Source organism: Nonomuraea sp. NPDC001636 (genome assembly GCF_040298265.1).
Classification (GTDB): domain Bacteria; phylum Actinomycetota; class Actinomycetes; order Streptosporangiales; family Streptosporangiaceae; genus Nonomuraea.
In genome coordinates, this window is the sequence record NZ_JBEOZT010000007.1 from 143,419 (window position 1) to 167,359 (window position 23,941).

The 23,941-nt window shown below is 74.0% G+C and carries 25 protein-coding genes; 10 read left to right on the top strand and 15 right to left on the bottom strand.

Annotation, left to right across the window (positions count from 1 at the left end):
* The first annotated feature begins 6 nt into the window (after positions 1-6).
* Complete coding sequence (locus ABT158_RS16430) at positions 7-978, top strand: NAD-dependent epimerase/dehydratase family protein (protein ID WP_502911539.1); 972 nt, start codon at positions 7-9, stop codon at positions 976-978.
* Positions 975-1,664, top strand: a complete 690-nt coding sequence (locus ABT158_RS16435) for a glycosyltransferase family 2 protein (protein WP_352353937.1) — start codon at positions 975-977, stop codon at positions 1,662-1,664. The genes ABT158_RS16430 and ABT158_RS16435 overlap by 4 nt, the downstream gene beginning before the upstream one ends.
* On the opposite strand, the gene ABT158_RS16440 is transcribed toward ABT158_RS16435, so the two are convergent.
* Together ABT158_RS16440 and ABT158_RS16445 are read right to left on the bottom strand one after the other, a co-directional pair.
* Positions 1,642-1,974: a YnfA family protein gene (locus ABT158_RS16440; RefSeq protein WP_352353939.1), complete on the bottom strand. Its 333-nt coding sequence runs from the start codon at positions 1,972-1,974 to the stop codon at positions 1,642-1,644. The genes ABT158_RS16435 and ABT158_RS16440 overlap by 23 nt on opposite strands.
* A 5-nt stretch (positions 1,975-1,979) precedes the next feature.
* The gene (locus tag ABT158_RS16445) at positions 1,980-2,108 is read right to left on the bottom strand and encodes a hypothetical protein (RefSeq protein ID WP_352353941.1); all 129 of its coding nucleotides are present in this window, start codon (positions 2,106-2,108) and stop codon (positions 1,980-1,982) included.
* Between the two features lie 97 nt (positions 2,109-2,205).
* Between ABT158_RS16445 and ABT158_RS16450 the strand changes: the two genes are divergently transcribed.
* Positions 2,206-2,352 (top strand): hypothetical protein, encoded by a 147-nt coding sequence (locus ABT158_RS16450; RefSeq protein ID WP_352353943.1) that lies wholly within the window; start codon positions 2,206-2,208, stop codon positions 2,350-2,352.
* Between the two features lie 104 nt (positions 2,353-2,456).
* A complete protein-coding gene (nhaA, locus tag ABT158_RS16455) occupies positions 2,457-3,674 on the top strand; it encodes a Na+/H+ antiporter NhaA (protein WP_352353945.1) in 1,218 nt (405 codons plus the stop codon).
* Here the strand turns inward: nhaA and ABT158_RS16460 are convergent.
* Positions 3,671-4,627, bottom strand: coding sequence for a helix-turn-helix transcriptional regulator (locus tag ABT158_RS16460; protein WP_352353947.1), 957 nt, complete (start codon positions 4,625-4,627; stop codon positions 3,671-3,673). The genes nhaA and ABT158_RS16460 overlap by 4 nt on opposite strands.
* 72 nt (positions 4,628-4,699) lie before the next feature.
* On the opposite strand from ABT158_RS16460, the gene ABT158_RS16465 reads away from it, so the two are divergent.
* The 5 genes from ABT158_RS16465 (at position 4,700) to ABT158_RS16485 (ending at position 9,655) form a co-directional block, all read left to right on the top strand.
* Positions 4,700-5,458: a DinB family protein gene (locus tag ABT158_RS16465; protein WP_352353949.1), complete on the top strand. Its 759-nt coding sequence runs from the start codon at positions 4,700-4,702 to the stop codon at positions 5,456-5,458.
* 1 nt (position 5,459) lies between these two features.
* Positions 5,460-6,167, top strand: a complete 708-nt coding sequence (locus ABT158_RS16470) for an alpha/beta fold hydrolase (protein WP_352353951.1) — start codon at positions 5,460-5,462, stop codon at positions 6,165-6,167.
* A gap of 68 nt (positions 6,168-6,235) precedes the next feature.
* Positions 6,236-7,312, top strand: a complete 1,077-nt coding sequence (gene pstS / locus ABT158_RS16475) for a phosphate ABC transporter substrate-binding protein PstS (protein WP_352353953.1) — start codon at positions 6,236-6,238, stop codon at positions 7,310-7,312.
* Between the two features lie 103 nt (positions 7,313-7,415).
* A complete protein-coding gene (ppk2, locus tag ABT158_RS16480; RefSeq protein WP_352353955.1) occupies positions 7,416-8,375 on the top strand; it encodes a polyphosphate kinase 2 in 960 nt (319 codons plus the stop codon).
* A gap of 173 nt (positions 8,376-8,548) precedes the next feature.
* On the top strand, positions 8,549-9,655 hold the full coding sequence (locus ABT158_RS16485) for a mandelate racemase/muconate lactonizing enzyme family protein (protein WP_352353957.1): 1,107 nt from the start codon (positions 8,549-8,551) through the stop codon (positions 9,653-9,655).
* 50 nt (positions 9,656-9,705) lie between these two features.
* On the opposite strand, the gene ABT158_RS16490 is transcribed toward ABT158_RS16485, so the two are convergent.
* The 10 genes from ABT158_RS16490 to ABT158_RS16535 all read right to left on the bottom strand — a co-directional run bounded on the left by ABT158_RS16490 (position 9,706) and on the right by ABT158_RS16535 (position 21,498).
* Positions 9,706-10,713: a dihydrodipicolinate synthase family protein gene (locus ABT158_RS16490; protein WP_352353959.1), complete on the bottom strand. Its 1,008-nt coding sequence runs from the start codon at positions 10,711-10,713 to the stop codon at positions 9,706-9,708.
* 1 nt (position 10,714) lies between these two features.
* Positions 10,715-11,740, bottom strand: coding sequence for an NAD-dependent epimerase/dehydratase family protein (locus tag ABT158_RS16495; protein ID WP_352353961.1), 1,026 nt, complete (start codon positions 11,738-11,740; stop codon positions 10,715-10,717).
* Complete coding sequence (locus ABT158_RS16500; protein WP_352353963.1) at positions 11,727-13,166, bottom strand: beta-N-acetylhexosaminidase; 1,440 nt, start codon at positions 13,164-13,166, stop codon at positions 11,727-11,729. Before ABT158_RS16500 ends, ABT158_RS16495 begins: the two co-directional genes overlap by 14 nt.
* Positions 13,163-13,933 carry a sugar phosphate isomerase/epimerase family protein gene (locus ABT158_RS16505; RefSeq protein ID WP_352353965.1) on the bottom strand — a complete coding sequence of 257 codons (771 nt, stop codon included), beginning with the start codon at positions 13,931-13,933 and terminating at the stop codon, positions 13,163-13,165. The genes ABT158_RS16500 and ABT158_RS16505 overlap by 4 nt, the downstream gene beginning before the upstream one ends.
* Positions 13,930-14,937 carry a Gfo/Idh/MocA family protein gene (locus tag ABT158_RS16510; protein WP_352353967.1) on the bottom strand — a complete coding sequence of 336 codons (1,008 nt, stop codon included), beginning with the start codon at positions 14,935-14,937 and terminating at the stop codon, positions 13,930-13,932. The genes ABT158_RS16505 and ABT158_RS16510 overlap by 4 nt, the downstream gene beginning before the upstream one ends.
* A 32-nt stretch (positions 14,938-14,969) precedes the next feature.
* On the bottom strand, positions 14,970-15,782 hold the full coding sequence (locus ABT158_RS16515; RefSeq protein WP_352353968.1) for a carbohydrate ABC transporter permease: 813 nt from the start codon (positions 15,780-15,782) through the stop codon (positions 14,970-14,972).
* A complete protein-coding gene (locus tag ABT158_RS16520; RefSeq protein ID WP_352353970.1) occupies positions 15,775-16,707 on the bottom strand; it encodes a carbohydrate ABC transporter permease in 933 nt (310 codons plus the stop codon). The genes ABT158_RS16515 and ABT158_RS16520 overlap by 8 nt, the downstream gene beginning before the upstream one ends.
* Positions 16,704-17,996, bottom strand: a complete 1,293-nt coding sequence (locus tag ABT158_RS16525) for an extracellular solute-binding protein (RefSeq protein ID WP_352353972.1) — start codon at positions 17,994-17,996, stop codon at positions 16,704-16,706. The genes ABT158_RS16520 and ABT158_RS16525 overlap by 4 nt, the downstream gene beginning before the upstream one ends.
* 54 nt (positions 17,997-18,050) lie before the next feature.
* Positions 18,051-19,166 (bottom strand): GntR family transcriptional regulator, encoded by a 1,116-nt coding sequence (locus ABT158_RS16530; RefSeq protein ID WP_352353974.1) that lies wholly within the window; start codon positions 19,164-19,166, stop codon positions 18,051-18,053.
* A 112-nt stretch (positions 19,167-19,278) separates the two neighbouring features.
* The gene (locus ABT158_RS16535) at positions 19,279-21,498 is read right to left on the bottom strand and encodes a hypothetical protein (RefSeq protein WP_352353976.1); all 2,220 of its coding nucleotides are present in this window, start codon (positions 21,496-21,498) and stop codon (positions 19,279-19,281) included.
* 234 nt (positions 21,499-21,732) lie between these two features.
* On the opposite strand from ABT158_RS16535, the gene ABT158_RS16540 reads away from it, so the two are divergent.
* Complete coding sequence (locus tag ABT158_RS16540) at positions 21,733-22,212, top strand: hypothetical protein (RefSeq protein ID WP_352353978.1); 480 nt, start codon at positions 21,733-21,735, stop codon at positions 22,210-22,212.
* Here ABT158_RS16540 and ABT158_RS16545 read toward each other — a convergent pair.
* Together ABT158_RS16545 and ABT158_RS16550 are read right to left on the bottom strand one after the other, a co-directional pair.
* Entirely contained in the window at positions 22,201-22,824 is a 624-nt protein-coding gene (locus ABT158_RS16545) for a cysteine hydrolase family protein (RefSeq protein WP_352353980.1), read from the bottom strand. The genes ABT158_RS16540 and ABT158_RS16545 overlap by 12 nt on opposite strands.
* An 11-nt stretch (positions 22,825-22,835) precedes the next feature.
* Positions 22,836-23,864 carry an alcohol dehydrogenase catalytic domain-containing protein gene (locus ABT158_RS16550; RefSeq protein WP_352353982.1) on the bottom strand — a complete coding sequence of 343 codons (1,029 nt, stop codon included), beginning with the start codon at positions 23,862-23,864 and terminating at the stop codon, positions 22,836-22,838.
* Between the last annotated feature and the right edge of the window lie 77 nt (positions 23,865-23,941).

Sequence of the window (23,941 nt, forward strand, 5' to 3'; positions counted from 1 at the left end):
AGAGTGATGGTCACCGGCTCGGCCGGCTTCATCGGCGGCCACGTCGCCGAGGCCCTGGAGGCGGCGGGTCACGACGTCGTCGGCCTCGACACGCGGACCGGCGCGGACGTGCGCGACGCCGCGGCCCTGGACGCGCTGCTGCCCGGCGTCGAGGCCGTCGCGCACCAGGCCGCCAAGGTGGGCCTGGGCGTGGACGTCTCCGACCTGCCCGCCTACGCCTGCGTCAACGTCTTCGGCACCGCCGTGCTGCTGGCCGCCATGGCCAGGCACGGGATCACCCGGCTGGTGCTGGCCTCCTCGATGGTCGTCTACGGCGAGGGACGTTACGCCTGCGCCGCCCACGGCGACGTCCGTCCCGGCCCGCGGACCGCGGACGACCTGGACGGCGGCCGGTTCGAGCCGCCCTGCCCGCGCTGCGGCGAACCCCTGAGCTGGGCGCCGATCGACGAGGACGCCCCGCCCGATCCGCGCAACGCCTACGCCACCAGCAAACTCGCCCAGGAACACCTGGCCGCCAACTGGGCGAGGGAGACCGGCGGGACCGTCGCGGCCCTGCGCTACCACAACGTCTACGGGCCCCGCATGCCGCGCGACACCCCGTACGCCGGGGTCGCCGCGATCTTCCGCTCGGCGCTGCGGGCCGGCCGGGCGCCTGCGGTGTTCGAGGACGGCCGCCAGCTCCGCGACTTCGTCCACGTGCGCGACGTGGCCAGGGCGAACCTCGCGGCACTGACCGCGTCCTTGCCGCCCGGCGGGCTGCGGGCCTGGAACATCGCCTCCGGCGCGCCGCGCACCGTGGGGGAGATGGCCCGCGTGCTCGCCGCCGGGTGCGGCGGCCCCGGTCCGCGGGTGACCGGCGGCTACCGGCTGGGCGACGTCCGCCACATCGTCGCCTCGCCCCGGCGGGCGGAGGCCGAGCTCGGCTTCCGCGCCGCGATCGGGTTCGAGTCCGGGATGGCGGAGTTCGCCCGGTCATGACGATCGACGTGATCCTGCCCTGCCTGAACGAGGAGGCCGCGCTCGCCTGGGTGCTCGGCCGCATGCCCGCCGGCTACCGCCCGATCGTCGTCGACAACGGCTCCACCGACGGCTCGGCGCGGGTCGCCCGCGAGCTCGGGGCGCGGGTGGTCGCCGAGCCCGCGCGCGGATTCGGGGCCGCCTGCCACGCCGGGCTGCTGGCCTCCTCCACCGACCTGGTCTGCTTCATGGACGCCGACGCCTCGCTCGATCCCGCCCAGCTGCCCCGGGTGGCCGGGCCCGTCCTCGACGGGGAGCTCGACCTCGTGCTCGGACGCCGGCGGCCGCGCGGCGCCGGCGTCTGGCCCGCGCACGCCCGGCTGGGCAACGCCGTCCTGGCCCGGGGCCTGCGCCGGCGCGCCGGGGTGACGCTGCGCGACCTGGGGCCGATGCGGGCGGCCGCCCGCGTGCCGCTGCTGTCGCTCGGGACGGCCGACCGCCGCTTCGGCTACCCGCTGGAGACGGTGCTGCGCGCCGCGGCGGCCGGTTGGCGGATCGGCGAGACGGACGTGGACTACCTGCCCCGCGCGGGCCGCTCGAAGGTGACCGGCACCCTGCGCGGGACGCTGCGGGCCGTCGCCGACATGCGCCGCGTCATGGCGGACGCACGCCCCGGGGCCGGGGTCAGGCGCGGGGGGCGTACATGATGACCAGGACGCCGACGAGGCAGATCAGGGCGCCGATGACGTCCCAGCGGTCGGGGCGGAACCCGTCGGCGACCATGCCCCACACCAGGGACCCGGCGACGAAGACGCCGCCGTAGGCGGCCAGGATGCGGCCGAAGTTGGCGTCCGGCTGGAGGGTGGCGACGAAGCCGTACAGGCCGAGGGCGACGACGCCGCCGCCGATCCACAGCAGTCCGCGCTGCTCGCGCACGCCCTGCCAGATCAGCCACGCGCCGCCGATCTCGGCGAGCGCGGCCAGGGCGAACAGCAGCAGTGAGCGGATCATCGTCATGACGGTCAGTACATCGCATCCGCGCGGGCGGCGGCGGGCAGGGGGCAGCCCGGGCCGGTGCAGCCGGTCAGGCTGGTGGGCAGCGTGCAGGCGGACGGCGTCCAGCCGGGGGAGAGTGGCAGGTCTGCGGTCATGTCCCGACGGTAACCCCGTACCCGGGTACCGGATTCAAGGGGCGGCGGGAACTTGTAGGGTAGGAGGGGGACACGATCGGACAAAAGGGGGGGCAAGTTGCGCGAGTTCCGCTCCTTCCTCCACCTCGCGCGCGAGCGGCACGCCCGCCCGCTGCGCCCGCTGGAGTTCCGTCCGGTCGGCACGAACGGCTACGTCAGCACGTGGGGCGTGATCGCGGGCATCCGCCCGCCGCAGGGCCGCTGAGCGCCCGCACCCGGACCTGATCCGGGTGCTCGGGTTGCCTTGAGCCGCGGGCCGCGCATCGGGCGGCCCGATCGTCACCCGTACCGTCCTGGAGTTCTCCCTTCATGTCTGCCTCCTCGCGGATCATCACTGCCCTGCGCTCCGACGCGGTCGGCGGCGTCCTGCTCATCGTCGCCGCCCTGACCGCGCTGGCCTGGGCCAACTCGTCCTTCGCCGGCTCCTACGAGGCCCTGCGCACGTGGTCCTTCGGCCCGGAGTGGCTGGGCCTGCGCCTGAGCGCGCAGGCGTGGGCCGCCGACGGGCTGCTGGCGGTGTTCTTCTTCATCGTCGGCAACGAGCTCAAGCAGGAGCTCGTGCACGGCGAGCTGCGCGACCCGCGCCGCGCCGCGCTGCCCGTGGTGGCCGCGCTCGGCGGCGTGGTGGTCCCGGCGCTGCTGTTCCTGGCGGTGAACGCCGCCGCGCCGGGCGAGGCGGCCCGCGGCTGGGGCGTGCCGATGGCCACCGACATCGCCTTCGCGCTCGCCGTCCTGGCCGTCGTGGGCCGCGGCCTGCCCGCCCCGCTGCGCACGTTCCTGCTGACGCTGGCGACCGTGGACGACGTGTGCGCGGTCGTCGTGATCGCCGTCGGCCACACCTCGGGGCTGAACCTCGCCGCCCTGGCCGGGGCCGCCGCCGCGCTGTGCGTGTGGGCGTACCTGCAGCACGGGCGGGGCCGCGCGGTCACCGTCGTGCGCCGCGCGCTGCCCGCGTGGCTGCTGTACGGGCCGCTCGCCGTGCTGATCTGGGCGCTGGTGCACGCCTGCGGGCTGCACGCGACCATCGCCGGCGTCGCGATGGGCCTGCTGATGCGCACCAGCCCGCGCGCCGGCGAGCAGGAGCCGCCCGCGCAGCGCGCCGAGCACGCGTTGCGGCCGTTCTGCGCCGGGGTGGTGCTCCCGGTGTTCGCGCTGCTGTCGGCCGGGATCTCCCTGTCGGGGGCGGGCGGCTTCTGGACGGGGACCGTGACCTGGGGCGTGCTGGCCGGGCTGCTGGCCGGCAAGCCGCTCGGCATCGTCGGCGCCGCCTGGCTCACCGCGCGCCTCACCAGCGCCCATCTCAACCCGCGGCTGGGCTGGAGCGACATCGCGGGAGTGGGCGTGCTGGGCGGCATCGGCTTCACCGTCTCGCTGCTGATCGCCGAGCTGTCCTACCCCGGGCCGGTCCACCTGACGCAGGCCAAGGGCGCGATCCTGCTGGCCTCGGCGGCGGCGTCCGTGCTGGCCGCCCTGATCCTCGGCGCGCGCGTCCGGCGGCACCGTACGGTCGCGCGGGCGGCGGCCTAGCCGGGCAGCGCGGCGGCCAGGCGGGCGGCCAGGCTCGCGACCGCCGCGCGCAGTTCAGGGCCGCCTTCGACGCGGAAGGCGAACGGCACGGCCGGCAGCCACTCCTGGGCGTACATGGCCGGGTTGCCCGTGCTGCCGACCAGCACGCAGCCCTCGCCGTGCGGTTCGAGCCGACCCATGGGCGGGCGCACCCAGGGCGCCACCTCGGCCAGGGGCGCGTCGAAGACCACGCGGGCCGCGTACGCCCATCCGGCGCCCAGGTTCTCCTCCAACGCCGCCACCGGGTCCAGCCCGTCGGGCGGCCGGAAACCGTGGACGGTCTCGTGCACGGCCCGGACGCGGTCGACCCGGTAGGTGCGGATCGCGCCGGCGCGGTGGGAGTGGCACAGCAGGTACCAGCGCCCGTACCGGACGACGACCGCCCAGGGGTCGACCTCGGCCTCCCACTCCGTGCCCGACCCGCTCCGGTAGGCGATGCGGACGCGCCGCCGGGCCGCGGACGCGGCGACCAGCGCGCTGGTCACGGCCACGCCGGGGCGGGCCGCGTACCGGTCGGGCGCGGCGGAGGCGTGCTCGCGCAGCGCGGCGGCCTGCCGTCCGACGCCTTCCGGCAGGGCCCGGATGACCTTGGACAGGGCGGTGCCCACCAGGTCGTCGGCGTCGGTGGCGGCCGGCTGGCCGTCGAGCACCGCCATGACCAGGGCCAGCGCCTCCGGCTCGGTGAAGGCGACCGGCGGCAGCCTGGTGCCGCGGCCGAGCCGGTAGCCGCCGTAGGGGCCTCTGGCCGACTCGACGGGGATGCCCGCCTCGCGCAGGATCCCGACGTACCGGCGGGCGGCGCGCTCGGTCACGCCCAGGGCCGCGGCCAGCTCCCCGGCCGTCACGCCGGGACGCTGCCGGAGGACCTCCATGGCGCGCAGGGCCCGCGCGGTGGGGCTGAGTTCGGTCGGCATCCGAGCAGATTAGAGCGGTCATGGCAGGATCCGGAAGTAGAACGTCCGGAATACGTCCTACCGTGTGGCGTCATGACCGACTCCCGGGAAGACCCGCACGTCGAGGACGTGAGCGTGCGGCGGGCCACGTTCACCCGGCTGCGCGTGCGCGACGTCCGCGTGCGCGCGGCCGACCTGTCCGGCGTGCGGGTGCGCGGCGCCGAGCTCGCAGACGTCGAGATCAGCGGCGAGCTGCGGAACGTCGTGGTGAACGGCGTGGACATCGCCCCCCTCGTCGAGGCCGAGCTGAACCGCCGCATGCCCGAGCGCGCCCGGATGCGCCCCGACGACCCCGAAGGCTTCCGCGAGGCATGGGCGATCCTGGACCGGCTGTGGGCGGGCACCCTCGCCCGCGCCGCGACGTTCCCCGAGGCCGCGCTGCACCGGGGCGTCGACGGCGAATGGTCCTTCGTCCAGACGCTGCGGCACCTCAACTTCGCCTCGGCCGCCTGGGTCGGCCGGATGATCGTGGGCGACCCCTCGCCGTGGCACCCGCTCGACCTGCCATGGGACGAGGCGCCCGGCTGGGACGGCGTCCCGTGGGACCGGGCGGCCCGGCCGCCGCTGGCGGAGGTGCTCGCCGTCCGCCGCGACCGCCGGGCGATGGTCGGCCGGGTCGTCGCCTCGCTCACGCCCGAGCTGCTCGCCTCACACGTCACCCGCGACGAGCCCGGCTGGCCGCGGCTGGCCGGCTTCCCCCTCAAGGAGTGCCTGCACATCGTCCTGCACGAGGAATGGGAACACCGGCTCTACGCGGAACGCGACCTGAACGCACTGGAGAAAGAAGACTGACATGGACATCCTGCTCATCGGCGGCCTCTGGCTCGACGCGTCCGCCTGGGACGAGGTGACGCCCGCGATCGAGGCGCTCGGCCACCGTCCCGTGCCGGTCGCCCTCCCCGGCCAGGGGGACGGGAACGCCACCGCCACGCTCGCCGACCAGGTGGCGGCGGTGCTCGCCGCCGTGGCCGCGGCCGACGGCAGGCCCCTGGTGGCCGGCCATTCCGCGGCCTGCACGCTGGCCTGGCTGGCCGCCGACGCGCGGCCGGACAAGGTGGGCAAGGTCGCCTTCATCGGCGGTTTCCCCGCCGCCGACGGCGCCGCCTACGCCGACTTCTTCGAGGCCGCGGACGGCGTCGTGCCGTTCCCCGGATGGGAGCCGTTCGAGGGGCCGGACGCGGCCGACCTCGACGAGGAGGCCAGGCGGAGGTTCGCCGCCGCCGCGGTCCCCGTCCCCGAGGGAGTGGCCAAGGGCGTGGTGCGGCTGACGGACGAGCGGCGCTTCGAGGTGCCGGCCGTCGTCGTGTGCCCCGAGTTCAGCCCCGCGCAGGCACGGGAGTGGATCGACGGCGGGGAGTCCCCTGAGCTGGCCCGGGTCAAGCACCTCGACCTCGTCGACCTCGACTCGGGCCACTGGCCCATGTTCACCCGGCCGGTCGAGCTGGCCCGCCTCCTGGCCGCCGCGGCCGACGGGACGCCGGACGGCTTGGCGACAAGGTAACCCTTCGTGTCCGAGGGCTTGACCCCGGGATGACGGGTCCGGACGCGTCCTGTTCATAGCCTTGTGCAATGGCAAGGCTGACATGGACGGCCAAGTCGGTCCTGGTCACCGTGCTCGTTCTGGCCGGCGGGGCCGCCGCCGCGGCCGGGGCCGTGTTCCTGAGCATGAGCAGCGAGGACGGCGCCGCTCCCGAGCCGGTGGTCGCGTGGCTGCACGGCTCGGGCTCGACCGCGCAGAAGGGGGCCATGGACGCCTGGACCGCCGAGTTCCAGCGCGTCCACCCCGAACTGCGCGTCGTCTACGAGGCCAACGGATCCGACCGCGGCATCGAGGACTTCATCGCGGGACGCAGCGCGTTCGCCGGCTCGGACGTGCCGATGACCCCGGAGGAGCAGGCGCGGGCCGACCGGCACTGCGGCGGCCGGGCCGAGCACCTGCCGATGGTGGTCGCCCCGGTCGCGGTGGCCTACAACCTGCCCTCGGTGCCCGGCCTGCGGCTCTCCCCGGCGACCCTGACCGGCATCTTCACCGGGCGCCTCACCAGGTGGAACGCCCGCGAGATCGCCGCCGACAACCCCGGCCGACGCCTTCCGGGCACCCGCATCCACGTCTTCCACCGCTCCGGCCAGTCCGGCACCACCCACAACCTCACCGAGTTCCTGCGGGCGACCGGCGGCTGGCCGCACCAGCCGTCCAGGACGTGGACCGGCGCCGGCCAGGGCGTCACCAGCTCCAGCGGCATGACCCAGGTCCTCCAGCACACCGGGGACTCCATCGGCTACGTCGAGTACGGCTTCGCCGGCAGCGCCCGCCTGAGCACCGCGGCCGTGCGCAACGCCGCCGGGGAGTTCGTCGCGCTGTCGCCGGAGACCGCCAGCAAGGCCCTGCAGGGCGCCACGGTCGAGAGCGGCGAGCGCGGGCTGGTGCTGACGTTCGACCACAGGCGGCCGGTTCCCGGCGCCTACCCGATCGTGCAGGTCACGTACGAGATCATCTGCGCGGGCCGGGCGGACCCGCTGGCGCGCGCCTTCCTCGGCTACGCCGCCGGCGACGCCGGCCAGTCCTACCTGGCCCTGTACGGCTACGCCCCCCTGCCGCACGACCTGCTCGCCCAGGTACGCGGCCGGCTGGGAGCGACGAGCTGAACGACCCGCGGGAATTCCCGGAATGGGGCCCGCCGGCACGATTAGCCGGCCGCATCCGGTGAAGAGAGGACGCCATGAACGCGAACATCCGGTCGCGGGCCGCATGACCGGTCCAGGCGACGAGCAGCCCGTGGTCCTCGCCCCCCTGGCGGCCGCGGAGCACAGCGAACTGCTCGACACCACTCCCGGGTTGTGGGTGGACGACGGCGACGACGACGATCCGGTGCTGATGCGCGCCGACGGGCAGCCGGTGGACACCTGGCGGCAGCACTACCCCTACGACGAGCGCCTGTCCAGGGAGATCTACGAGCGGGACAAGCGGCTGCTGCAGATCGAGCTGCTCAAGCTGCAGTACTGGATCAAGGCCACCGGCAGACGGCTGGTGGTGCTGTTCGAGGGGCGCGACGCGGCCGGCAAGGGCGGCACGATCAAGCGCTTCATGGAGCACCTCAACCCGCGCGGCGCCACGGTGGTCGCGCTGGAGAAGCCGAGCGAACGCGAGCGCGGCCAGTGGTACTTCCAGCGCTACATCGCCCACCTGCCGGCCAACGGGGAGATCGTGCTGTTCGACCGCTCCTGGTACAACCGGGCGGGCGTCGAGCGGGTCATGGGCTTCTGCGACGTGCACGAGTACCTGGAGTTCATGGAGCAGGTGCCCCGCCTGGAGGACCTGCTGGTGGACTCGGGGCTGCACCTGGTCAAGCTCTGGTTCTCGGTGTCGCGGGCCGAGCAGCGCACCCGGTTCATCATCCGTCAGGTGGACCCGGTGCGGCAGTGGAAGTTGTCGCCGATGGACCTGGCCTCCCTCCGCAGATGGGACGACTACACCCAGGCCAAGGAGGACATGTTCCTGCACACCGACACCGAGTCGGCGCCCTGGACCGTCATCAAGAGCAACGACAAGAAACGCGCCCGGCTGGAGGCCATGCGCCACGTGCTCAGCCTCTTCGACTACGACGACAAGGACGACGAGGTCGTCGGCGTGCCCGACCCGCGGATCGTGATCTCGGCGGGGGACATCTTCGACGAGGACCACGTCGCCTCCCAGGGCACCGACCCGTGACCGTCCGGAGCCAGGAGGCCCCGGCGAAAGGGCCGGATGAATTCCTGCCGTTGATTCTGAAATCAATTCCGGCGTGCTAGATTCGGGAGGCTTAAATGCTCGGGTAAGCATGAATTCCTGCTCATTGGAGAATGATGAAATCGCTGGTCGTCGAGCGTATTGAGATATTCGTCGTGGAATTGCCGTCCATCCGTTCGTTCAGCATTTCAGGGGGAAACGTCACCACCGAGGGGAAGCCCGCCGAGCGGGTTCTCGTCAAGGTGACGGCCGGCGGGGTGACCGGCTGGGGCGAGGCCACGCCGACGCCCGCCTGGACGTACGAGACCGTGGAGTCGATCTCGACGACGATCGCCGGCTACCTGGCCCCCGCCCTCCTCGGCCGCCCCGCCTGGGACCTGGACGGCGCCTGCGCGGCGTACGAGAAGGTGATCAACCGCGGGCTGACGATCGGGTCGCCCATCGCCAAGTCCGCGCTCGACATCGCCCTGCACGACCTGCTCGGCCGGGCCCTCGGCGTGCCCGTCGGCGTGCTGTGGGGCCAGCGCCGCCGCGACCGGATCACGCTCGGCTGGATCGTGGCCGGCCAGACGCCCGGCGAGGTACGGCAGGCGGTCGAGGAAGGACGGGCGGAGGGCTACCGCGCGTTCAAGGTCAAGGTCGGCCTGCACGACGAGGCGACGGACCTGTCCGTCGTGGCCGCCGTCAGGGAGGCGGCCCCCGACGCCCCGCTGTGGGTGGACGCCAACCAGGCCTACACCGTGGACGGCGCGCTGCGCATGGCCCGCCGGCTGGCCGACCTGGACGTCACGGCGTTCGAGCAGCCGCTGCCCGCCAACGACGTCACCGGGCTGCGCCGCCTGCGCGACCACAGCCCGCTCCCGGTCGCGCTCGACGAGAGCCTGCGCCACCCCTCCGACCTGGCCACGTTCGTCAAGCTCGACGCCGTGGACATCGCCATCGCCAAGGTGCAGCGGTCGGGCGGGCTGACGTTGTCGCGCCGGCTGTGCCAGCTGGCCGAGGACGCCGGGCTGCGCATCATGGGCTCGGGGCTGACGGACACCGACCTGGGGTTCGCCGCCTCGCTGCACCTGTTCGCGGCCTTCGGCGTGGACACCCCGGTCGACCTCAACGGCCGCCAGTTCGTGCACTCGGCGTACGTCGGCGGCCCGACGGTGGAGGTCTCGGACGGGGCGGCCCTGGTGCCCACCGGCCCCGGCCTCGGCGTCGAGGTGGACGAGAACGCCGTCCGCGCCCTGTCCACGGCCCACTGGGCCGTCTGACGAACGAAGAAGCCGGGGCCGGGACGCGCGTCCCGGCCCCGGCTCCCGGCTCAGCGCAGCCAGTCGTCCAGGTGCGCGGCGACGAAGTCGTCGTCCACCAGCCACGGGTAGGCCGCGCTCACCCGCGCGATCTCCTCGGCCTGCCCCGGTGACAGGCCCTCGTCCGGGTCCAGGCACCACGTCCCGGCCAGCAGGCCCTGGCGGCGCAGCACCTCGTGCACCCCGGCGATGCAGCCGCGGAACCCGCCCGCCACGTCGAACACCGCGCCGTTGGCGTCGGTGAGGTCGCCGGCGCGGGCCAGCAGGGAACGCAGCACCTCGTCGTCCCCCGCCCACGCCCGGCGCACCTCGTCGAACACGAGCACCGCCGCCCGCGTCCACACCGCCCACTGGCCGAGCAGCCCGCCGACGATCCGGCGGCCCGCGACGGGGGCGAGCAGGTCGGCCAGGATGTTGTCGTCGTTGCCGGTGTAGAGCGCGATGTCGTCGCCGCGCCCGGACGCCGCCACCGCCCTGACCACGTCGAGCGTGCGATACCGGTCGAAGGGCGCCATCTTGATCGCCACCACCGACTCCTGCTCGCTCAGCGACCGCCAGAACGACGGGCCGAGCCGGCGCCCGCCCACCGCCTCCTGGAGGTAGAAGCCGATCACCGGCAGCACCTCGCCCACCGCCCTGGCCCGCGCCAGCAGCTCCGGCTCGCCCGCGCCGGGCACCTGGGGCGACAGCAGCACGGCGTGGTAGCCCAGCGCGGCGGCGAGCTCGGCCTCCGCCACGGCCTGGGCGGTCTCGCCGCACGCGCCCGCGACCATGACGAACGGCCGCTCCGCCTCCTTCGCCACGACCTCGGCGGCCAGCTCCAGCACCGGCCGCAGCAGCCCGGCCCGGCGGATCTCGAACTGCGTCGTGTGCACCGCCACGGCCGCGCCGCCCGCCCCCGAGGCCAGGTAGTAGCGGGTGAGCGCGCGCTGGCGGCGCTCGTCCAGGGTGCGCCCGCCGGTCAGCGCCAATGGGTGGGCGGGGATGACCGTCCCCTCCCGCAGCAGGCCGATCGACATGTCAGAACCTCCCGTCGCGTACCGCGAACTTGGTCGGCTTGCCCGACAGGGGCAGCCCGCGCGACAGCCAGCCGGCCTGCCAGGCGATCAGGGTGTCCAGCGGCACGTCCGGGTAGCCGAACAGGCCGTGGCAGCGCGAGGCGTCGCTGAGCAGCGCGGTGCCGCTCTCGCCGCCGGTGAAGGACGCCCTCGTCCCCATCGCGGCGGCCAGCCGGGCCGCCGTGCGCCGCACCGAGGCGGTCTCCGGGCCGGTCAGGTTCAGGGTGAACGCCTCCGGGGCGCGCGCGTGGCGCAACGACCGCAGCGCCACCTCGTTCGCGTACCCCTGCCAGACGACGTTGACGTGCCCGGTGGTGAGGTCCACCGGCTGGCCCGCCGCCACGGTGGCCGCGAGGTCGGCCAGCACGCCGTAGCGCAGGTCCACCGCGTAGTTCAGGCGCAGGATCGCGACCCTGGTGCCGTAGGCCGCGGCGGCGTGCTCGAAGACGCGTTCCCGGCCCAGGCAGCTCATCGCGTACTCGCCCACCGGGTCCGGACGGTCCTCCTCGGCGCTGCCGCCGCCGGCCACGTCCACCAGCGGGTACACGTTGCCGGTGGAGAACACCGCGATCGCGGAGTCGCGGTAGCGCCTGGCCACGGCGGCCGGCAGCGCCGCGTTGACCGCCCACGCCTGGTACGGCGCCGCCGACGTGCCGAACTTGGCGCCCGCCATGAACACGACGTTGGCCGCGTCGGGCAGCCCGGCCAGGTCGCCGCCGGACATCAGGTCGGCGGCGACCACCTCGACGCCCTCGTCGGCCAGCGCCCGCGCCGCCCGGCCGTCCGACCAGCGGGACACGGCGTACACGCGGGCCGAGCCGCGGCCCGCCGCCTCCAGGGCCCGCCGGGCCAGCCGGACCAGGCTCGGCCCCATCTTGCCGCCCGCGCCGAGCACGACGAGATCGCCGTCGAGCCCGGCGACGTCGGCGGCCAGCGCGGCCGACGGGGTGGCCAGCCGGTCCTCCAGCTCCCGCTCAGAGGTGAACATGCGCGGCTCCTTCGGGTCGCCGGTAGGCCACGCCCATCCGGTCCAGCAGGGGAAGGTGATCGGCCAGCCGCCGGGTGAAGCCGCCCAGGTCGCGGCCCGCCGACCAGGCGGCCTCGGCCACGGCGCACAGGCGCGGGAAGGCGTTGTAGTCGAAGCGTTCCCTGGTGGGCAGGTACTCACCCCACAGCTGGGCCTGCAGGCCGAGCACGGAGTCGCCGGCGTCGTACCCGTAGACCGTCTCCAGGGGGAGCGGCCCGGAGATGCTGACCGGCTCGCCCGGCGCGTCGGACTCGGCGTAGTCGAGGTAGGTGTGCGTGTGCGGCGCGGCGACCACGTCGTGCCCGGCGCGCAGGGCCGCCTCGATCCGGTCCACGCCCCGCCAGGCCATGATCACCATGTCCTCGGGCGGGTCGTGGTCGAGCATGTCGTCCCAGGCCACCGCGCGGCGGCCGAGTCCGCGCAGGTGCCCGGCCAGCAGCCGGCCCCACCAGCCGAGCAGGGCCCGCGGCCCGTCGAGCCCGGCCTCGGCGACCCGCCGCGCGGCCTCGGGGTCGGCCGCCCACTCGCCGGCGCGCACCTCGTCCCCGCCGATGTGCACGTACCGGGACGGGAACACCTCGCACAGCTCGTCCAGCACGTCGCGGGCGAACCCGGCGGCCCGCTCGCCCACGTTGAGCACGTGGGAGGAGATGCCCCACGACGTCCGCACCCGGACGGGCGTCCCGGAGGGGTGGCCCAGCCACGGGCAGGCGGCGATGGCGGCCTGCGAGTGGCCGGGGAACTCGATCTCGGGGACCACGCTCACGCCGCGCGCCGCCGCGTAGGCGACCAGGTCGCGCAGCTCCCGCTGGGTGTAGAAGCCGCCGTGCGGGACGCCGTCGAACCGGCCCTCGCGGGCGTGCCCGGCCGGCGACTCGGCGCGGCGGGCCCCGGCCTCGGTCAGCCGCGGGTGCGCGCGCACCTCGAACCGCCAGCCCTGGTCGTCGGTCAGGTGCAGGTGCAGCACGTTGAACTTGTGCAACGCCAGCAGGTCGACGTACGAGCGCAGGAAGGACATCGGACGCCACCAGCGGGCGACGTCGATCATCACGCCGCGCCAGGCGTACCTGGGCACGTCGCGCACCGTCCCGCAGGGCACGCCGCCGGGGCCGTCGAGCTGGCGCAACGTCTGCACGCCCCAGCGCAGCCCGGCGACGTCCGCCGCGGCGATCACCGCCCGCTCCGGGGTGACGTCGAGGGTGTAGCCCTCCGCGCCGAGCGACGGGTCCGGCACCAGGCGCAGCTCGATCTCGCCGGGGGCGTCGCCGCCGGTGGCCGGTCCGAGCAGCTCCCTGGCCAGGGCGGCGTGCGGCCCGCGCACCGGCGCGCGCACGCCGGGCTGGAACGTTCCCTCGCCCCGACGTGCCGAGGCGGCCAGGGGGATCATCGTCCCAGCACCGTTCGGAAGGCGGCCAGGGCCTCGCCGACGGGTGCGGCGTCGGGGTACCAGGCGCGTTCCCACTCCAGCGCCAGGAAGCCGGCGTAGCCGATCCGGTCCAGCTCGGCCAGCACGCCCGGCACGCCCACCGCGCCCTTGCCCGGCAGCACCGGCGCGAGGTCGGCGGGCGAGGCCGCGTCCTTGATCTGCACGTGCCGCAGGTACGGGCCCAGTGCGTCCGCGGTGGCCGCGGCGCTCTCGCCGGCCCGCCACGGGTTGACCACGTCCCACAGCGCGCCGACGCGCGGCGAGCCGACCCCGGCCAGCACATCGGCGACCGCCTGGCCGGTCAGGAACACGTCGTGCGTCTCCAGCAGCACGTCCACGCCGTTGTCCGGCAGCCGACCGGCCACGTCCGCGAGCCTCCGAGTCGCGGCGGCGGCCGGGTCGTCCTGCCCTTCGACCCCGCCGAAGACCCGCACGTACGGCGAGCCGAGCGCTTCGGCGATCTCGACGTGGCGCAGCACCTCGGCCACCGGGTCGCCGTCCGGCCGGGCCACGCGGGTGTAGGAGCACACGGCGACGATCCCGATCCCGGCGGCGGCGAACGTCCGGGCGATCGAGCGCAGCTCGGCGTCGGGGGTGTCCGGCGCGACGATCTCACCTTCGGCGCAGCGCAGCTCGACGGCGGCGCAGCCGTACCGGGCGGCGGTGGCGACGACCTCCTCGGCCGGTGCGCCCGGCATGCCGAGCGTGCTGAACGCGAGCGGGTTCATGACTGTCCCTTCACTGTGACGGTGGAGCCCAGGCGGGCGGACTCGTAGACGGCCAGGGCGACGTCGAGGACCGACAGGGCGTACTCGGCGGTGACCTCGGGGGCGGTCCGGCTCGCGCAGGCCCGCGCGAAGTCGGCGAGCTGCGCGGCGAACGCGGTGGCCATCTCGCCGATGCCGGGCGCGGCGACCTGCGTGGCGACGCCGCCCCGGAAGGACCAGACGCCCTCGCCGCGGCTGATGCGCAGCGCGCCCTCGCCGCACACGATCTCCGCCTCGTCGGTGAACGGCAGGCCGGTGCCGGTGACCGAGATCGTCGAACGGGTGCCGTCGGCGTGCCGGGCCAGGGCGACCGCCTCGGTCTCCACCGACCCGCCGGCCGGCCCGGCGACGTGCGCGGTGACCTCCGCGATCGGCGAGCCGACCAGCATCTGGAGCTTGTCGATGCTGTGCGTGCCGACGTTGAGCACGATGCCGCCGCCGGCCATGTCGGCGTCGAGGAACCAGCGGGGGCGCGTCGGGTCGGCGTAGTCGGCGGTGCGCCGCTCGGCGGCCACCACGACCTGGCCGAGCTCGCCCGAGGCGAGGAACCCGGCCGCCGCGCGCAGCATCGGGACGAAGCGCAGCACGTGCCCGACGGCGAACACGACGCCGGCCGCCCGGCACGCCTCGATCATGCGGACGGCGTCCTCGCGGGTGGTGGCGATCGGCTTCTCCACGAGCACGTGCAGCCCGGCCGCGGCGGCGTCGAGGGTGATCGGGGCGTGCAGCGCGTGCGGCACGGTGATCACGACCGCGTCGAGGCCGCCGGCGTCGAGCATCGCCCGGTGGTCGGTGAAGACGCGGGCGCCGGCCTCGGCGGCCAGCTTCTCGGCCGCCTCGGCCCGGACGTCGCACACCGCGGCGACCTTCACCTGCCCGGCGCTCTGGCGGGCGGCGGCCACGTGGAACTCCGCGATGGTGCCCGCGCCGATGACGCCCAGGCGCAGCCCGGATGTTGTGGTCACGATTTCCTTTCCGGATCGGGAATGGGCTCTGGTCAGCCCTTGAGACCCGCGGACATGGTTCCGCGGACGAAGTAACGCTGGGCCAGCACGAACACCACCAGCATCGGCAGCAGGCTCATCATCGCCGCGGCCGTCACCAGCTGGTCGTTGCCGACGAACTGCCCCTTCAGGCTCAGCACGCCGACCGGCAGCGTGTAGTTCTCCGGCGAGGTGAGGTAGATCGTGGGCTCCAGCACGGCCTTCCACGACGTGGTGAAGGTGAAGACCGCGAGCGTGGCCAGGGCGGGCTTGGCCAGCGGCAGGTGGATGCGCCAGAACACCTGCCAGGGGTTGGCGCCGTCGAGGCCGGCCGCCTCCTCGAAGTCCTTGGGGATGCCGAGGAACGTCTGCCGCATCAGGAAGATCCCGATCGGCGTGGCCAGCCAGTACGGCACGATGAGCGGCAGCATCGAGTCCAGCCAGCCCAGCGAGCGGAACAACAGGAAGTTCGGGACGATCGTGATGACGGTCGGCAACATCATCGTGCCCAGGGCCATCGTCAGCAGCGCCTGCTTGCCCGGCAGCCGCATCCTGGCCAGCGCGTGCCCGACCATGGCGCTGGTCAGCACGTTCCCGGCCACCGCGAGCACCGCGATCACGACACTGTTGACCAGGTAGAGCCCGAACGGGGTGCGCCGCCACACCTCGGCGTAGTTGTCCCAATGGACGGGGTCGGGGATCCACTCGGGCGGGACCTGGAAGTACTGGGTGAAGCTCTTGAGCGAGTTCCCCAGCGCGGCGACGAAGGGCAGCAGCATGACCGCGGCGCCCGCGAGGACCAGGACGTATGAGACGGTCTTACGCATAGTGCACCCACCTGCGCTGGAGCCGGAACTGCACCAGGGTGAGCGCGAGCACCAGCACGAACAGCACCCACGCGATGGCCGAGGCGTAGCCCATCTGGAAGAACTCGAAACCCTGGCGGTAGAGGTAGAGCACGGTCAGCTCGCTCGCGCCGTGCGGCCCGCCCTCGGTCATCACGAAGACCTGCTCGAACGACTGCAGCGTCTCGATGGAGGTGAGCACCAGCACCAGGAACGTGGTGCCGGAGATGCCCGGCAGGGTGATGTAGCGGAACCGGTTCCAGGCCGACGCGCCGTCGATCTTGGCGGCCTCGTAGCGCTCCTCGGGGATGGCCTGCAGGCCCGCCAGGAAGAGCACCGTCATGTAGCCGACGCCCTTCCACACCGCGACCGCCGCCAGCGTGGGGATCACCAGCGCCGGATCCTGCAACCAGTTCTCGGCCGGCAGCCCGAGGAAGCCGAGCACCTGGTTGGCGATGCCGGTCTGCGGGTTGAAGACCGCGTCGGCGACGTAGGCGACGACCACCCACGAGGAGACGACCGGCACGAAGTAGGCCGCGCGGAACAGGGCCATGCCGCGCAGCCGCTGGTTGAGCGCGACCGCCAGGGCCAGCGCCAGGGCCGTCTGGGTGGGCACGAACAGCACCGCGAAGTACGCCGTGTTGCCGAGCGTGCGCCAGAACGTCGGGTCCTCGAAGAGGCGGGTGAAGTTGCCGAACCCGACGAACCTCGGCGGCGACATCAGGTCGTACTCGGTCATGCTGAAGAACAGCGAGGCCAGCAGCGGCCAGGCGGCCAGCGCGACCAGGTGCAGCAGGTAGGGCGAGGCGAACGCGAAGGCCCAGATCCGCTCCCCCGCGTGCCGCTTCCGGGCGGGCGGCCGCCGCTCGGCGGACGCCCTCTCGGTACGCCTGGTGAGCACCGTCACTGCGTCTTCCCGGCGTAGAAGCGGTCGATGACCTCCTGGGCCTCCTTCTGCCCGGCCTGCAGCGCGGTGGCGACCGGCGTGGCGCCCGACAGCGCCTCGTTCATGCGCTTGGCCAGGGCCTCGGTGTACTCCGACCAGACGGCGTTGGTGCCGAGGTCGGTGGCCGCCTCCAGTGACTCCAGGAAGACCGGGCCGCGGTCGGCGGGCAGGGCGGTGGTGGCGACCTTCTTGTTGATCGGGATCGCCTCGCCGAGCTTGGCCCACTTGCGCTGCGGGCCCTCGCCGGCGAAGAAGGTGATCCACTTCCACGCGGCGTCGGCCTGCGCGGGGGAGGCGCCCTTGCCGACCACCCACGAGTTGACGATCGCGACGTTGCCGCGGCCGGCCGGCCCCTTCGGCAGCGGCGCCACGCCGAAGTCGACGCCCGCGGTCGTGGCGGGCAGCGTGCGGGCGTAGATGCCGTACGACATGGCGACCCGGCTGGTGGCGAACAGCGTGTGCACGACGCCCTTGCCCATGGCCTCGGTGGTGACGTAGTCGGGGGCGAAGCCGTCCTTGCCCATGGCGCGCAGCATCCAGTCGAGGCCGGCCGTGGACTGCGGGCTGTCGATGACGACCTTGCGGCCCCCGTCGGTGACGACGTCGCCGCCGAACGCCTTGACGATGGGCCACCAGCTCTCGGTGAAGCCCGGCGAGTACGCGCGGAAGCCGTAGACGTCGGGCTTGCCGTCGCCGTTGGTGTCCTTGGTGAGCTTCTTGGCCGCCGCGGCCAGGTCGTCGTAGGTCCAGTCGGCGGTGGGCTCGGCGACCTTGGCCTCGGCGAACATCTTCTTGTTGTAGTAGAGCACCGGGGTCTGGGCGCCCTGCGGGAAGCCGAAGAGCTTGCCCTGGGCGTCGCGGTTCAGCTCGATGCCGGAGTAGTCGGCGGCGTTGACGGTCTTGACCCGGTCGCTCAGGTCGGCGAGCGCGCCGCGGGCGGCGAACTCCTGCACGAGCACGCCGTCCGACAGCCACACCTGGGGCGCCTGGTTGCCGGCGATCTGGGTGCGGAGCCGTTCGAAGAACTTGACGTACGGCGCGACCTCCAGCTGCACCTTGATCGACGGGTTGGCGGCCGTGAACTCCTTGACCAGCTCCCGCATGGTCGTGTCGGCCGAATCGCCCGCGGCGGCGTAGAAGCCGAGCTTCAGGGTGACCGCCCCGGAGTCGTCGGCCGGGCCGCCGCACGACGCCGTGCCGGCCACGGTGAGGACGGCCGCCGCGGCAGCGGCGAGCACGCGCACTCTCATTGGGTCCTCCAACAGGAACGAAGAGGGGGGAAGGGGGGTGGGGGGACGCCGCCGTCACGTCGGGACGCGGACCTCGACCAGGCTGCCGGAGGCGGCTCCGCAGGAGGCGCGGACGGCCAGGCGGGGCTGCAGCACGACCCGGCAGACCGGGGCGGCGGGGCCGAGTTCGATCCGGCGCAGCAGCAGTTCGGTCGCCATCCGGCCGACCTCGGCCTTGGGCGGCGAGACCGCGGTGAGCGGCACCTCCGACAGGTCGGCGACCTCGTCGTCGTAGGCGACGACGGCGATGTCGTCGGGCACGGTCAGGCCGACCCGGCGCAGGTAGGGCAGCAGGGCGGTGGCCTCGCGGTCGCCGAGGCACACCACCGCGCGCACCTTCTCGGCGACCAGCGTGTTGGCGTAGGCCAGCATGTCGGGGCCGGTCCAGACGGGCTGCCTGGCCACGGCCTCCGGGATCTCCGGAAGCCCGAGGTCGGCGACGGCCTGACGGTATCCCGCGAAGACCTGCTCGGAGCTGGCGGTGCCGATGCGGCCGAGGTAGCCGATCCGGCTCCGGCCGAGCCCGCTCAGGTGCTGCACCGCCGCGTAGCCGCCGCCGTGCACGTCGGTGCAGACGTAGGAGGTCGGGTCGGCCGGGCGGGGGGCGGCCGGGCGGCGTTCCACCAGGACGTACGGCACGGGCAGCCCGCGCAGGCGGGCCAGGTGGGCGTCGGGGTCGGCGGCGAGGTGCAGGTTGGGCACCAGCAGCAGCCCGGCCACGCCGACGTCGACGAGCTGCTGGATCTGCCCGGCCTCGACGTCGGGGTCGTAGTTGGAGCAGGCCAGCACGAGCTGCACGCCGGCGGCGGTGGCCGCCCGCTCGATGCCCTGCACGACCTGCGGGAAGTAGTAGGTGTTCGACGGGACGAGCGCGCCGATGAGACGCGGCCTGGCCCCCGGGGTGACGGAGCTGGTCACGAAGGTGCCCGACCCCTGCCGGCGCCGGACGAGCCCCTCCTCGACCAGGAGGTCGACCGCGCGGCGCACGGTGTTGACCCCGACCGAGTAGGTCTGCGCCAGCTCGGACTCGGTCGGCAGCCGGCCGCCGACCGGCCAGCGGCCCTGCACGATCTCCTGCCGCAGGCGCGCCGCGAGGGTGCGGAATCGCCTTCCCCTGGGGAGGGAATTCATTCCTTCAGGTGGCTCCATAACGGGATTCTTCTCGCCATTCCGAAGTAATGTCAACCCTAAATTCACTCCGTTATTTGCCGTATATTAGGAATGAATTCCCTCCCTTTGGAGGTCACCAGCGGGCCGTGACGTCCTTGTCGCGGTCGTAGGCGCCGGCCCAGTAGTGGCCCGCGGCGGTCAGGCGGTGACCGGCGAAGCCCACCTCGCCGGTCGGCTGCTTCAGCGCCTCCGACGTCGCGGTGGCCCAGCCGTCGGCGCCCGCGGTCACCGTCACGTAGCGGCCGGCGGAGAAGGTGAACCGCCCGCGCACCGTGGCGGCCACCGGCTGCCCGCTCTCCAGGTCCACCACGCGCAGCCGGACGCGGGCCGCGCCGCCCTCCACCGTCACCGCCATCGACTGCACGACCATGGGCCGCAGGCCGCTCGCGCCGGTCGTCACGGTGACCGGGGCGGAGGGCGGGCCGTGGTGACCGGCCACGTCCACCGGCACGACCCGGTAGTGGTAGGTGGTGGCGGGCAGCAGGCCGGTGTCGGTGTGGGTGAGGCCGCGGGCCTTGCCGGCGAGCGTGCCGGGGCCGGGGGTGAAGCCCGCCTCGGTCGAGCGGTGCACCTCGTAGTGGGCGACCTCGGTGTCGTCGCGCGCCCGCCCGTACGTCAGGTCCACCGTGGCGTGGCCGAACGCCACGGCCCGCGGCGGCGAGGCCACGCCCGTGGGCGGCCCGGAGTCGGCGGGCGGCTCGGGCCACCTGGCCGAGGGCCCCCAGACCGTGGGCAGCTCCCGGTAGGAGTCGTAGTGGTGCAGCGCGATCCCGGCGAAGGCCGGGCTGCCCGCGAACGCCTGGGAGACCTTGGCCAGCTCGGCCTCCAGCACGTCCCTGCCCTCCTCGCGGAAGGTGATGCTGGAGGGGTCGCCGCTGGTCGCGATGTCCAGCGTCTCCACGCCGACCACCACCGACAGCGGCTTGCCGATCCGCTCGGCGTAGGCCAGCTCGCCGGCCGCCTGCGCGATGATGCCGGCGCCGCCGTCCGCCTGGTCGCGGTAGTCCATGATCGCGATGTAGTCGCTGAGGTCCTGGACGTGCTCGGCCAGGGTGCGGGTGGTCCCGCCGTAGGTGATGCCGGTGCAGCAGGCGGAGGTGTCCAGCCAGCGCGGCACGGCCGGGCCGAACAGCAGCGGCTGCCCGGAGGCGTCCCGGCGGGCGATCATCGCGCGCAGCGTGTCCAGCCACTGGATCTGCACGTCGGGCTTGCCGCTGGTGAACCAGGGCAGGCTGTACGGCTCGATGTCGACGTTGATCCCGTCGAACCGCTCCGCCGGCTTGGCGGACAGGTTGTAGTCGAGCACCCGTTCCATCTCCCCGACGGCCCGCTCGCGGTAGCGGGACAGCGCCCCCAGGTACGGCGGCCGCGTCCCGCCGGCGACGGTGGCGTGCACCTTCATGCCCCGGCCGTGCGCCCAGGCCACCAGGTCACGCAGCCCGGGACGGACGTCCTCGATCATGTCGCGCCCGGCGTAGGTGTCCACGCCCAGGTAGAGCGTCGATCCGGCGGGCAGGACGGTCTCCAGCAGGCGGCGTGACCCCGGGTTGAGCACCAGGTTGTAGGACGCCTTCTCCCAGATCCACATCGCCCGGTCCTGCCGGTGCGGCACCGGGGCCTGCCCGCGCGCCGCGCCGAGCGCCACGTACGTGGTGGACGACCTGGACACGTGGCCGCGCGCGTCCACCGCCTCGGCCTCCAGGCTCGCCATCACGTCGCCGTACCTGGCGGGGTTCAGCAGCGCGACGTAGCGTCCTCGCGCGCCGGCGGCGGGCTGCCAGGGGCCGCCGTTGACGCGGACCCGCACCGTGCGCACGTCCGCGCCGGCCACGTCCACCCGGACCGGCGTGGGACGGGTGAGCCGGGCCCCGTCGGCGGGCTCGGCGATCGTCACGCGCGGGGCCCTGGCCTGCGGGTTGTCCACGTGCAGGGTCAGCGGCGGTGACCAGGCGCCGTAGCGGGTGTCGGCGGCCGTGGCCTTGGCGTAGACCTCGATCTCGCCGTCCAGGGCGCGGGTGTCGAGGTCGTAGGACCAGGTTCCGCTGTCGTCGGCGTCGGGGTCGGTGACCTCGGCGCGGTCCACGCGCTCGCCGTCCACCACGACGGACACGTCGTAGGCGGTGGTGAAACGGCCGGTCAGCCGGATGAGGCCGGGGGCGGGCTCGGCGGAGTCGATCACCACCGACGGCGGGTCCGCCGCGCTCGCCATGGCCGGTGCGGCCACGGTGAGCGGGACGGTGAGCGGGACGGTGAGCGCGAGCGCGCCCGCGATTCTCCACAGCCTTGCGGGCATGAAGCCACCTCCATAGGAATGAATTAACGCCGGAAACGGATATGTCCGGACATTGAATCCATGAGTTGGCGAAACGATAGCCCCGAATTTCCGGAAGAAGAATGGCATGAATTCCGGCCACCGAATTGCGGACCCCTCGCCGACGCAGAAGGCGGGCAGGATCCCTCTGACGGGGGAGGAGGTTCGCGCGCAGTGGGGAGGGACGGGCGCCGGGCGGTCCCTAACGTTGCGGGCATGGTCGACTCTCATCGCCCGCGGCGCTGGCCGGCGTACGGGCTGGCGGCGCTGATGCTCGGGTACGCGGCGGGCAAGGCCGCCTTCGCCGTCCAGGGCAGGCTCGGATTCCCCAGTGGGCCGCCCGTGCCTGCGGCCGAGGCCGCGGGCTACTTCCTGGACCCGTCACTCGCGCAGGGGATCGCGGCGGCCTCCGGGGTGCTGGGGGCCTGTGTCGCCGTGGCCACCGTCACCGCCGCGGGCCGCCGGGTGCCGCGGGCCGCGATGCTCGCCGTGCTGGCGGTGATGCTGGCGGCGCTCGGCGGGGGCGCGGGCATCATGATCCTCGACGGGTTCGTCGGCCTCGGCGTCGGCTGGCGCTGGTACCACGGGATCATCGGGCTCGTCGTGGCCGGCCTGGCCGCCGGGATGGCCCGGTCCTACTGGACGGCCACCCGCCCCGCCCGCCCGAGCCCCGGCCCGGCCCGGTCAGCCCCGTGAGAAGGCCGCGAGAAGTTTCTCCGTGGTCAGGATGGCGTGGGCGAAGGTGGGGCCGTTGAGCTCGTGCGCGGCGTGCAACATCTCCGGCAGGTACGCGGCGGTCGCGTCGCGCACCAGCGTCACGTGGTAGCCCAGCTCCATGGCGAACCGCCCGGTGGACTCGACGCACGTGTTGGCCAGCACGCCCACGGCCACCACGTGCGTCACGCCGCGCTGCCGCAGCTGGAGGTCCAGGTCGGTGTTGGCGAACCCGCTCTGCGCCCAGTGCTCGGCGGCGACGACGTCGCCCTCCTCCGGCTGGAGGTCGCGATGGAACTCCCCGCCCCACGAGCCGCGGGCGAAGGTGTGCCGCTCCTGGATGCCGTGCTGGGTCGGGTTCGGATGGGCCCAGCTCTCGTAGTCGCCCGGCTCCCAGCGGCGGTGCGGGACGAACACCACCCGCACGCCGGCCGCGCGGGCCGCGGCGATCACCGCCCGCAGGTTGTCCAGCAGGCCGATCGCCTGCGCCACCGGCCCGAGCCGCGGCCACACCTTGCCGCCCTCGGAGATGAAGTCGTTGTACGGATCGACCAGCAGCACCGCCGTGCGGCGCGGGTCGTAGGACTCGGTCATGGCCGCCCCCCTCAGTTGCCGGTGGTCAGGACCATGCGGAAGCGGGCCTGCCCGGACATCATCCGCTGGTACGCCGTCGCGGCCTCCTCCAGCGGCACCTCCTCCGTCCAGGCCCGCACGCCGCTCCGCGCGGCGAACCTCATGGTGTCCTGGGTGTCCACGGCGATGCCGGAGGCGTGCCCGTAGACCCGGCGGGCGCCGCCGACGAGCTGCAGCGGCGTGACGGTGAGCGGGTCGGTGTCGATGCCGACGGTGACGAGCTCGCCGCGCCGGCCCAGCCCGTCGATCGTGCCGGACATCGCCGCCGCGCTGGTCACCGTCGCCAGCACCACCTTGGCGCCGCCCAGCGCCAGCAGCGCGTCGGCGGCCCGCCTGGCGGCGCCGTCGATGTAGTGGGCCGCGCCGAGCTCGCGGGCCAGCGGCTCCTTGTCGCTCCCGCGCGCGATCGCGACCGTGTCGAACCCCATCCGCGCGGCGAACTGCACGCCCAGGTGGCCGAGGCCGCCCAGCCCGAGGATCGCGACGGTGTCGCCCGGCCGCGCCGAGCTGCGCCGCAGCGCGTTGAACACGGTCACGCCCGCGCAGGCCAGAGGCGCCGCCTGCACCGCGGTCAGCTCGTCGGGGATCGCGGCCAGGGCGACGGCCGGCGCCACGACCGAGTCGGCGAACCCGCCCGGGTAGGCGGCGCCCGGCACCTGGAGCCCGGGGCAGAGCACGCCGTCGCCCTCCCGGCAGGCGTCGCAGTGGCCGCAGCTCCCGCCGTACCAGCCGACCGCCACCCGGTCGCCCACGGACCAGCCCGCGACGCCGTCGCCGAGCGCGTCGACACGTCCGGCGATCTCGTGCCCCGGCGTGACGGGGAAGGCGGTGCCCGGGAGCGCGCCGGCGATGATCAGCGCGTCGGAGTGGCACACCCCGCACGCCTCGACGGTGATGCGCACCTGGCCGGGGCCCGGTTCGCGGGTCCGCGCCGGGGCCTGGGCCATGGCGCCGCCGGGCTCGGCGACCTGGATGGAACGGTGCAGGGCAGAAGACGGCATGGCGTCTGCTCTTTCTTCGTACGGGACGCAGCGGCCTCACCGGGAGGCCCTCACAAGGCCACCTTTTCCACTTCCGC

Bases quoted from the DNA above. Each gene is read 5' to 3' on its own strand.
- ABT158_RS16465 (WP_352353949.1), top strand. From the start codon at position 4,700: ATGACCGACTCCCGGGAAGACCCGCACGTCGAGGACGTGAGCGTGCGG.
- ABT158_RS16440 (WP_352353939.1), bottom strand. From the start codon at position 1,974: ATGACGATGATCCGCTCACTGCTGCTGTTCGCCCTGGCCGCGCTCGCC.
- ABT158_RS16470 (WP_352353951.1), top strand. From the start codon at position 5,460: ATGGACATCCTGCTCATCGGCGGCCTCTGGCTCGACGCGTCCGCCTGG.
- ppk2 (WP_352353955.1), top strand. From the start codon at position 7,416: ATGACCGGTCCAGGCGACGAGCAGCCCGTGGTCCTCGCCCCCCTGGCG.
- nhaA (WP_352353945.1), top strand. From the start codon at position 2,457: ATGTCTGCCTCCTCGCGGATCATCACTGCCCTGCGCTCCGACGCGGTC.
- ABT158_RS16490 (WP_352353959.1), bottom strand. From the start codon at position 10,713: ATGTCGATCGGCCTGCTGCGGGAGGGGACGGTCATCCCCGCCCACCCA.
- ABT158_RS16550 (WP_352353982.1), bottom strand. From the start codon at position 23,864: ATGCCGTCTTCTGCCCTGCACCGTTCCATCCAGGTCGCCGAGCCCGGC.
- pstS (WP_352353953.1), top strand. From the start codon at position 6,236: ATGGCAAGGCTGACATGGACGGCCAAGTCGGTCCTGGTCACCGTGCTC.
- ABT158_RS16435 (WP_352353937.1), top strand. From the start codon at position 975: ATGACGATCGACGTGATCCTGCCCTGCCTGAACGAGGAGGCCGCGCTC.
- ABT158_RS16525 (WP_352353972.1), bottom strand. From the start codon at position 17,996: ATGAGAGTGCGCGTGCTCGCCGCTGCCGCGGCGGCCGTCCTCACCGTG.
- ABT158_RS16445 (WP_352353941.1), bottom strand. From the start codon at position 2,108: ATGACCGCAGACCTGCCACTCTCCCCCGGCTGGACGCCGTCCGCCTGC.
- ABT158_RS16540 (WP_352353978.1), top strand. From the start codon at position 21,733: ATGGTCGACTCTCATCGCCCGCGGCGCTGGCCGGCGTACGGGCTGGCG.
- ABT158_RS16535 (WP_352353976.1), bottom strand. From the start codon at position 21,498: ATGCCCGCAAGGCTGTGGAGAATCGCGGGCGCGCTCGCGCTCACCGTC.
- ABT158_RS16500 (WP_352353963.1), bottom strand. From the start codon at position 13,166: ATGATCCCCCTGGCCGCCTCGGCACGTCGGGGCGAGGGAACGTTCCAG.
- ABT158_RS16515 (WP_352353968.1), bottom strand. From the start codon at position 15,782: ATGCGTAAGACCGTCTCATACGTCCTGGTCCTCGCGGGCGCCGCGGTC.
- ABT158_RS16530 (WP_352353974.1), bottom strand. From the start codon at position 19,166: ATGAATTCCCTCCCCAGGGGAAGGCGATTCCGCACCCTCGCGGCGCGC.
- ABT158_RS16495 (WP_352353961.1), bottom strand. From the start codon at position 11,740: ATGTTCACCTCTGAGCGGGAGCTGGAGGACCGGCTGGCCACCCCGTCG.
- ABT158_RS16545 (WP_352353980.1), bottom strand. From the start codon at position 22,824: ATGACCGAGTCCTACGACCCGCGCCGCACGGCGGTGCTGCTGGTCGAT.
- ABT158_RS16430 (WP_502911539.1), top strand. From the start codon at position 7: ATGGTCACCGGCTCGGCCGGCTTCATCGGCGGCCACGTCGCCGAGGCC.
- ABT158_RS16460 (WP_352353947.1), bottom strand. From the start codon at position 4,627: ATGCCGACCGAACTCAGCCCCACCGCGCGGGCCCTGCGCGCCATGGAG.
- ABT158_RS16505 (WP_352353965.1), bottom strand. From the start codon at position 13,933: ATGAACCCGCTCGCGTTCAGCACGCTCGGCATGCCGGGCGCACCGGCC.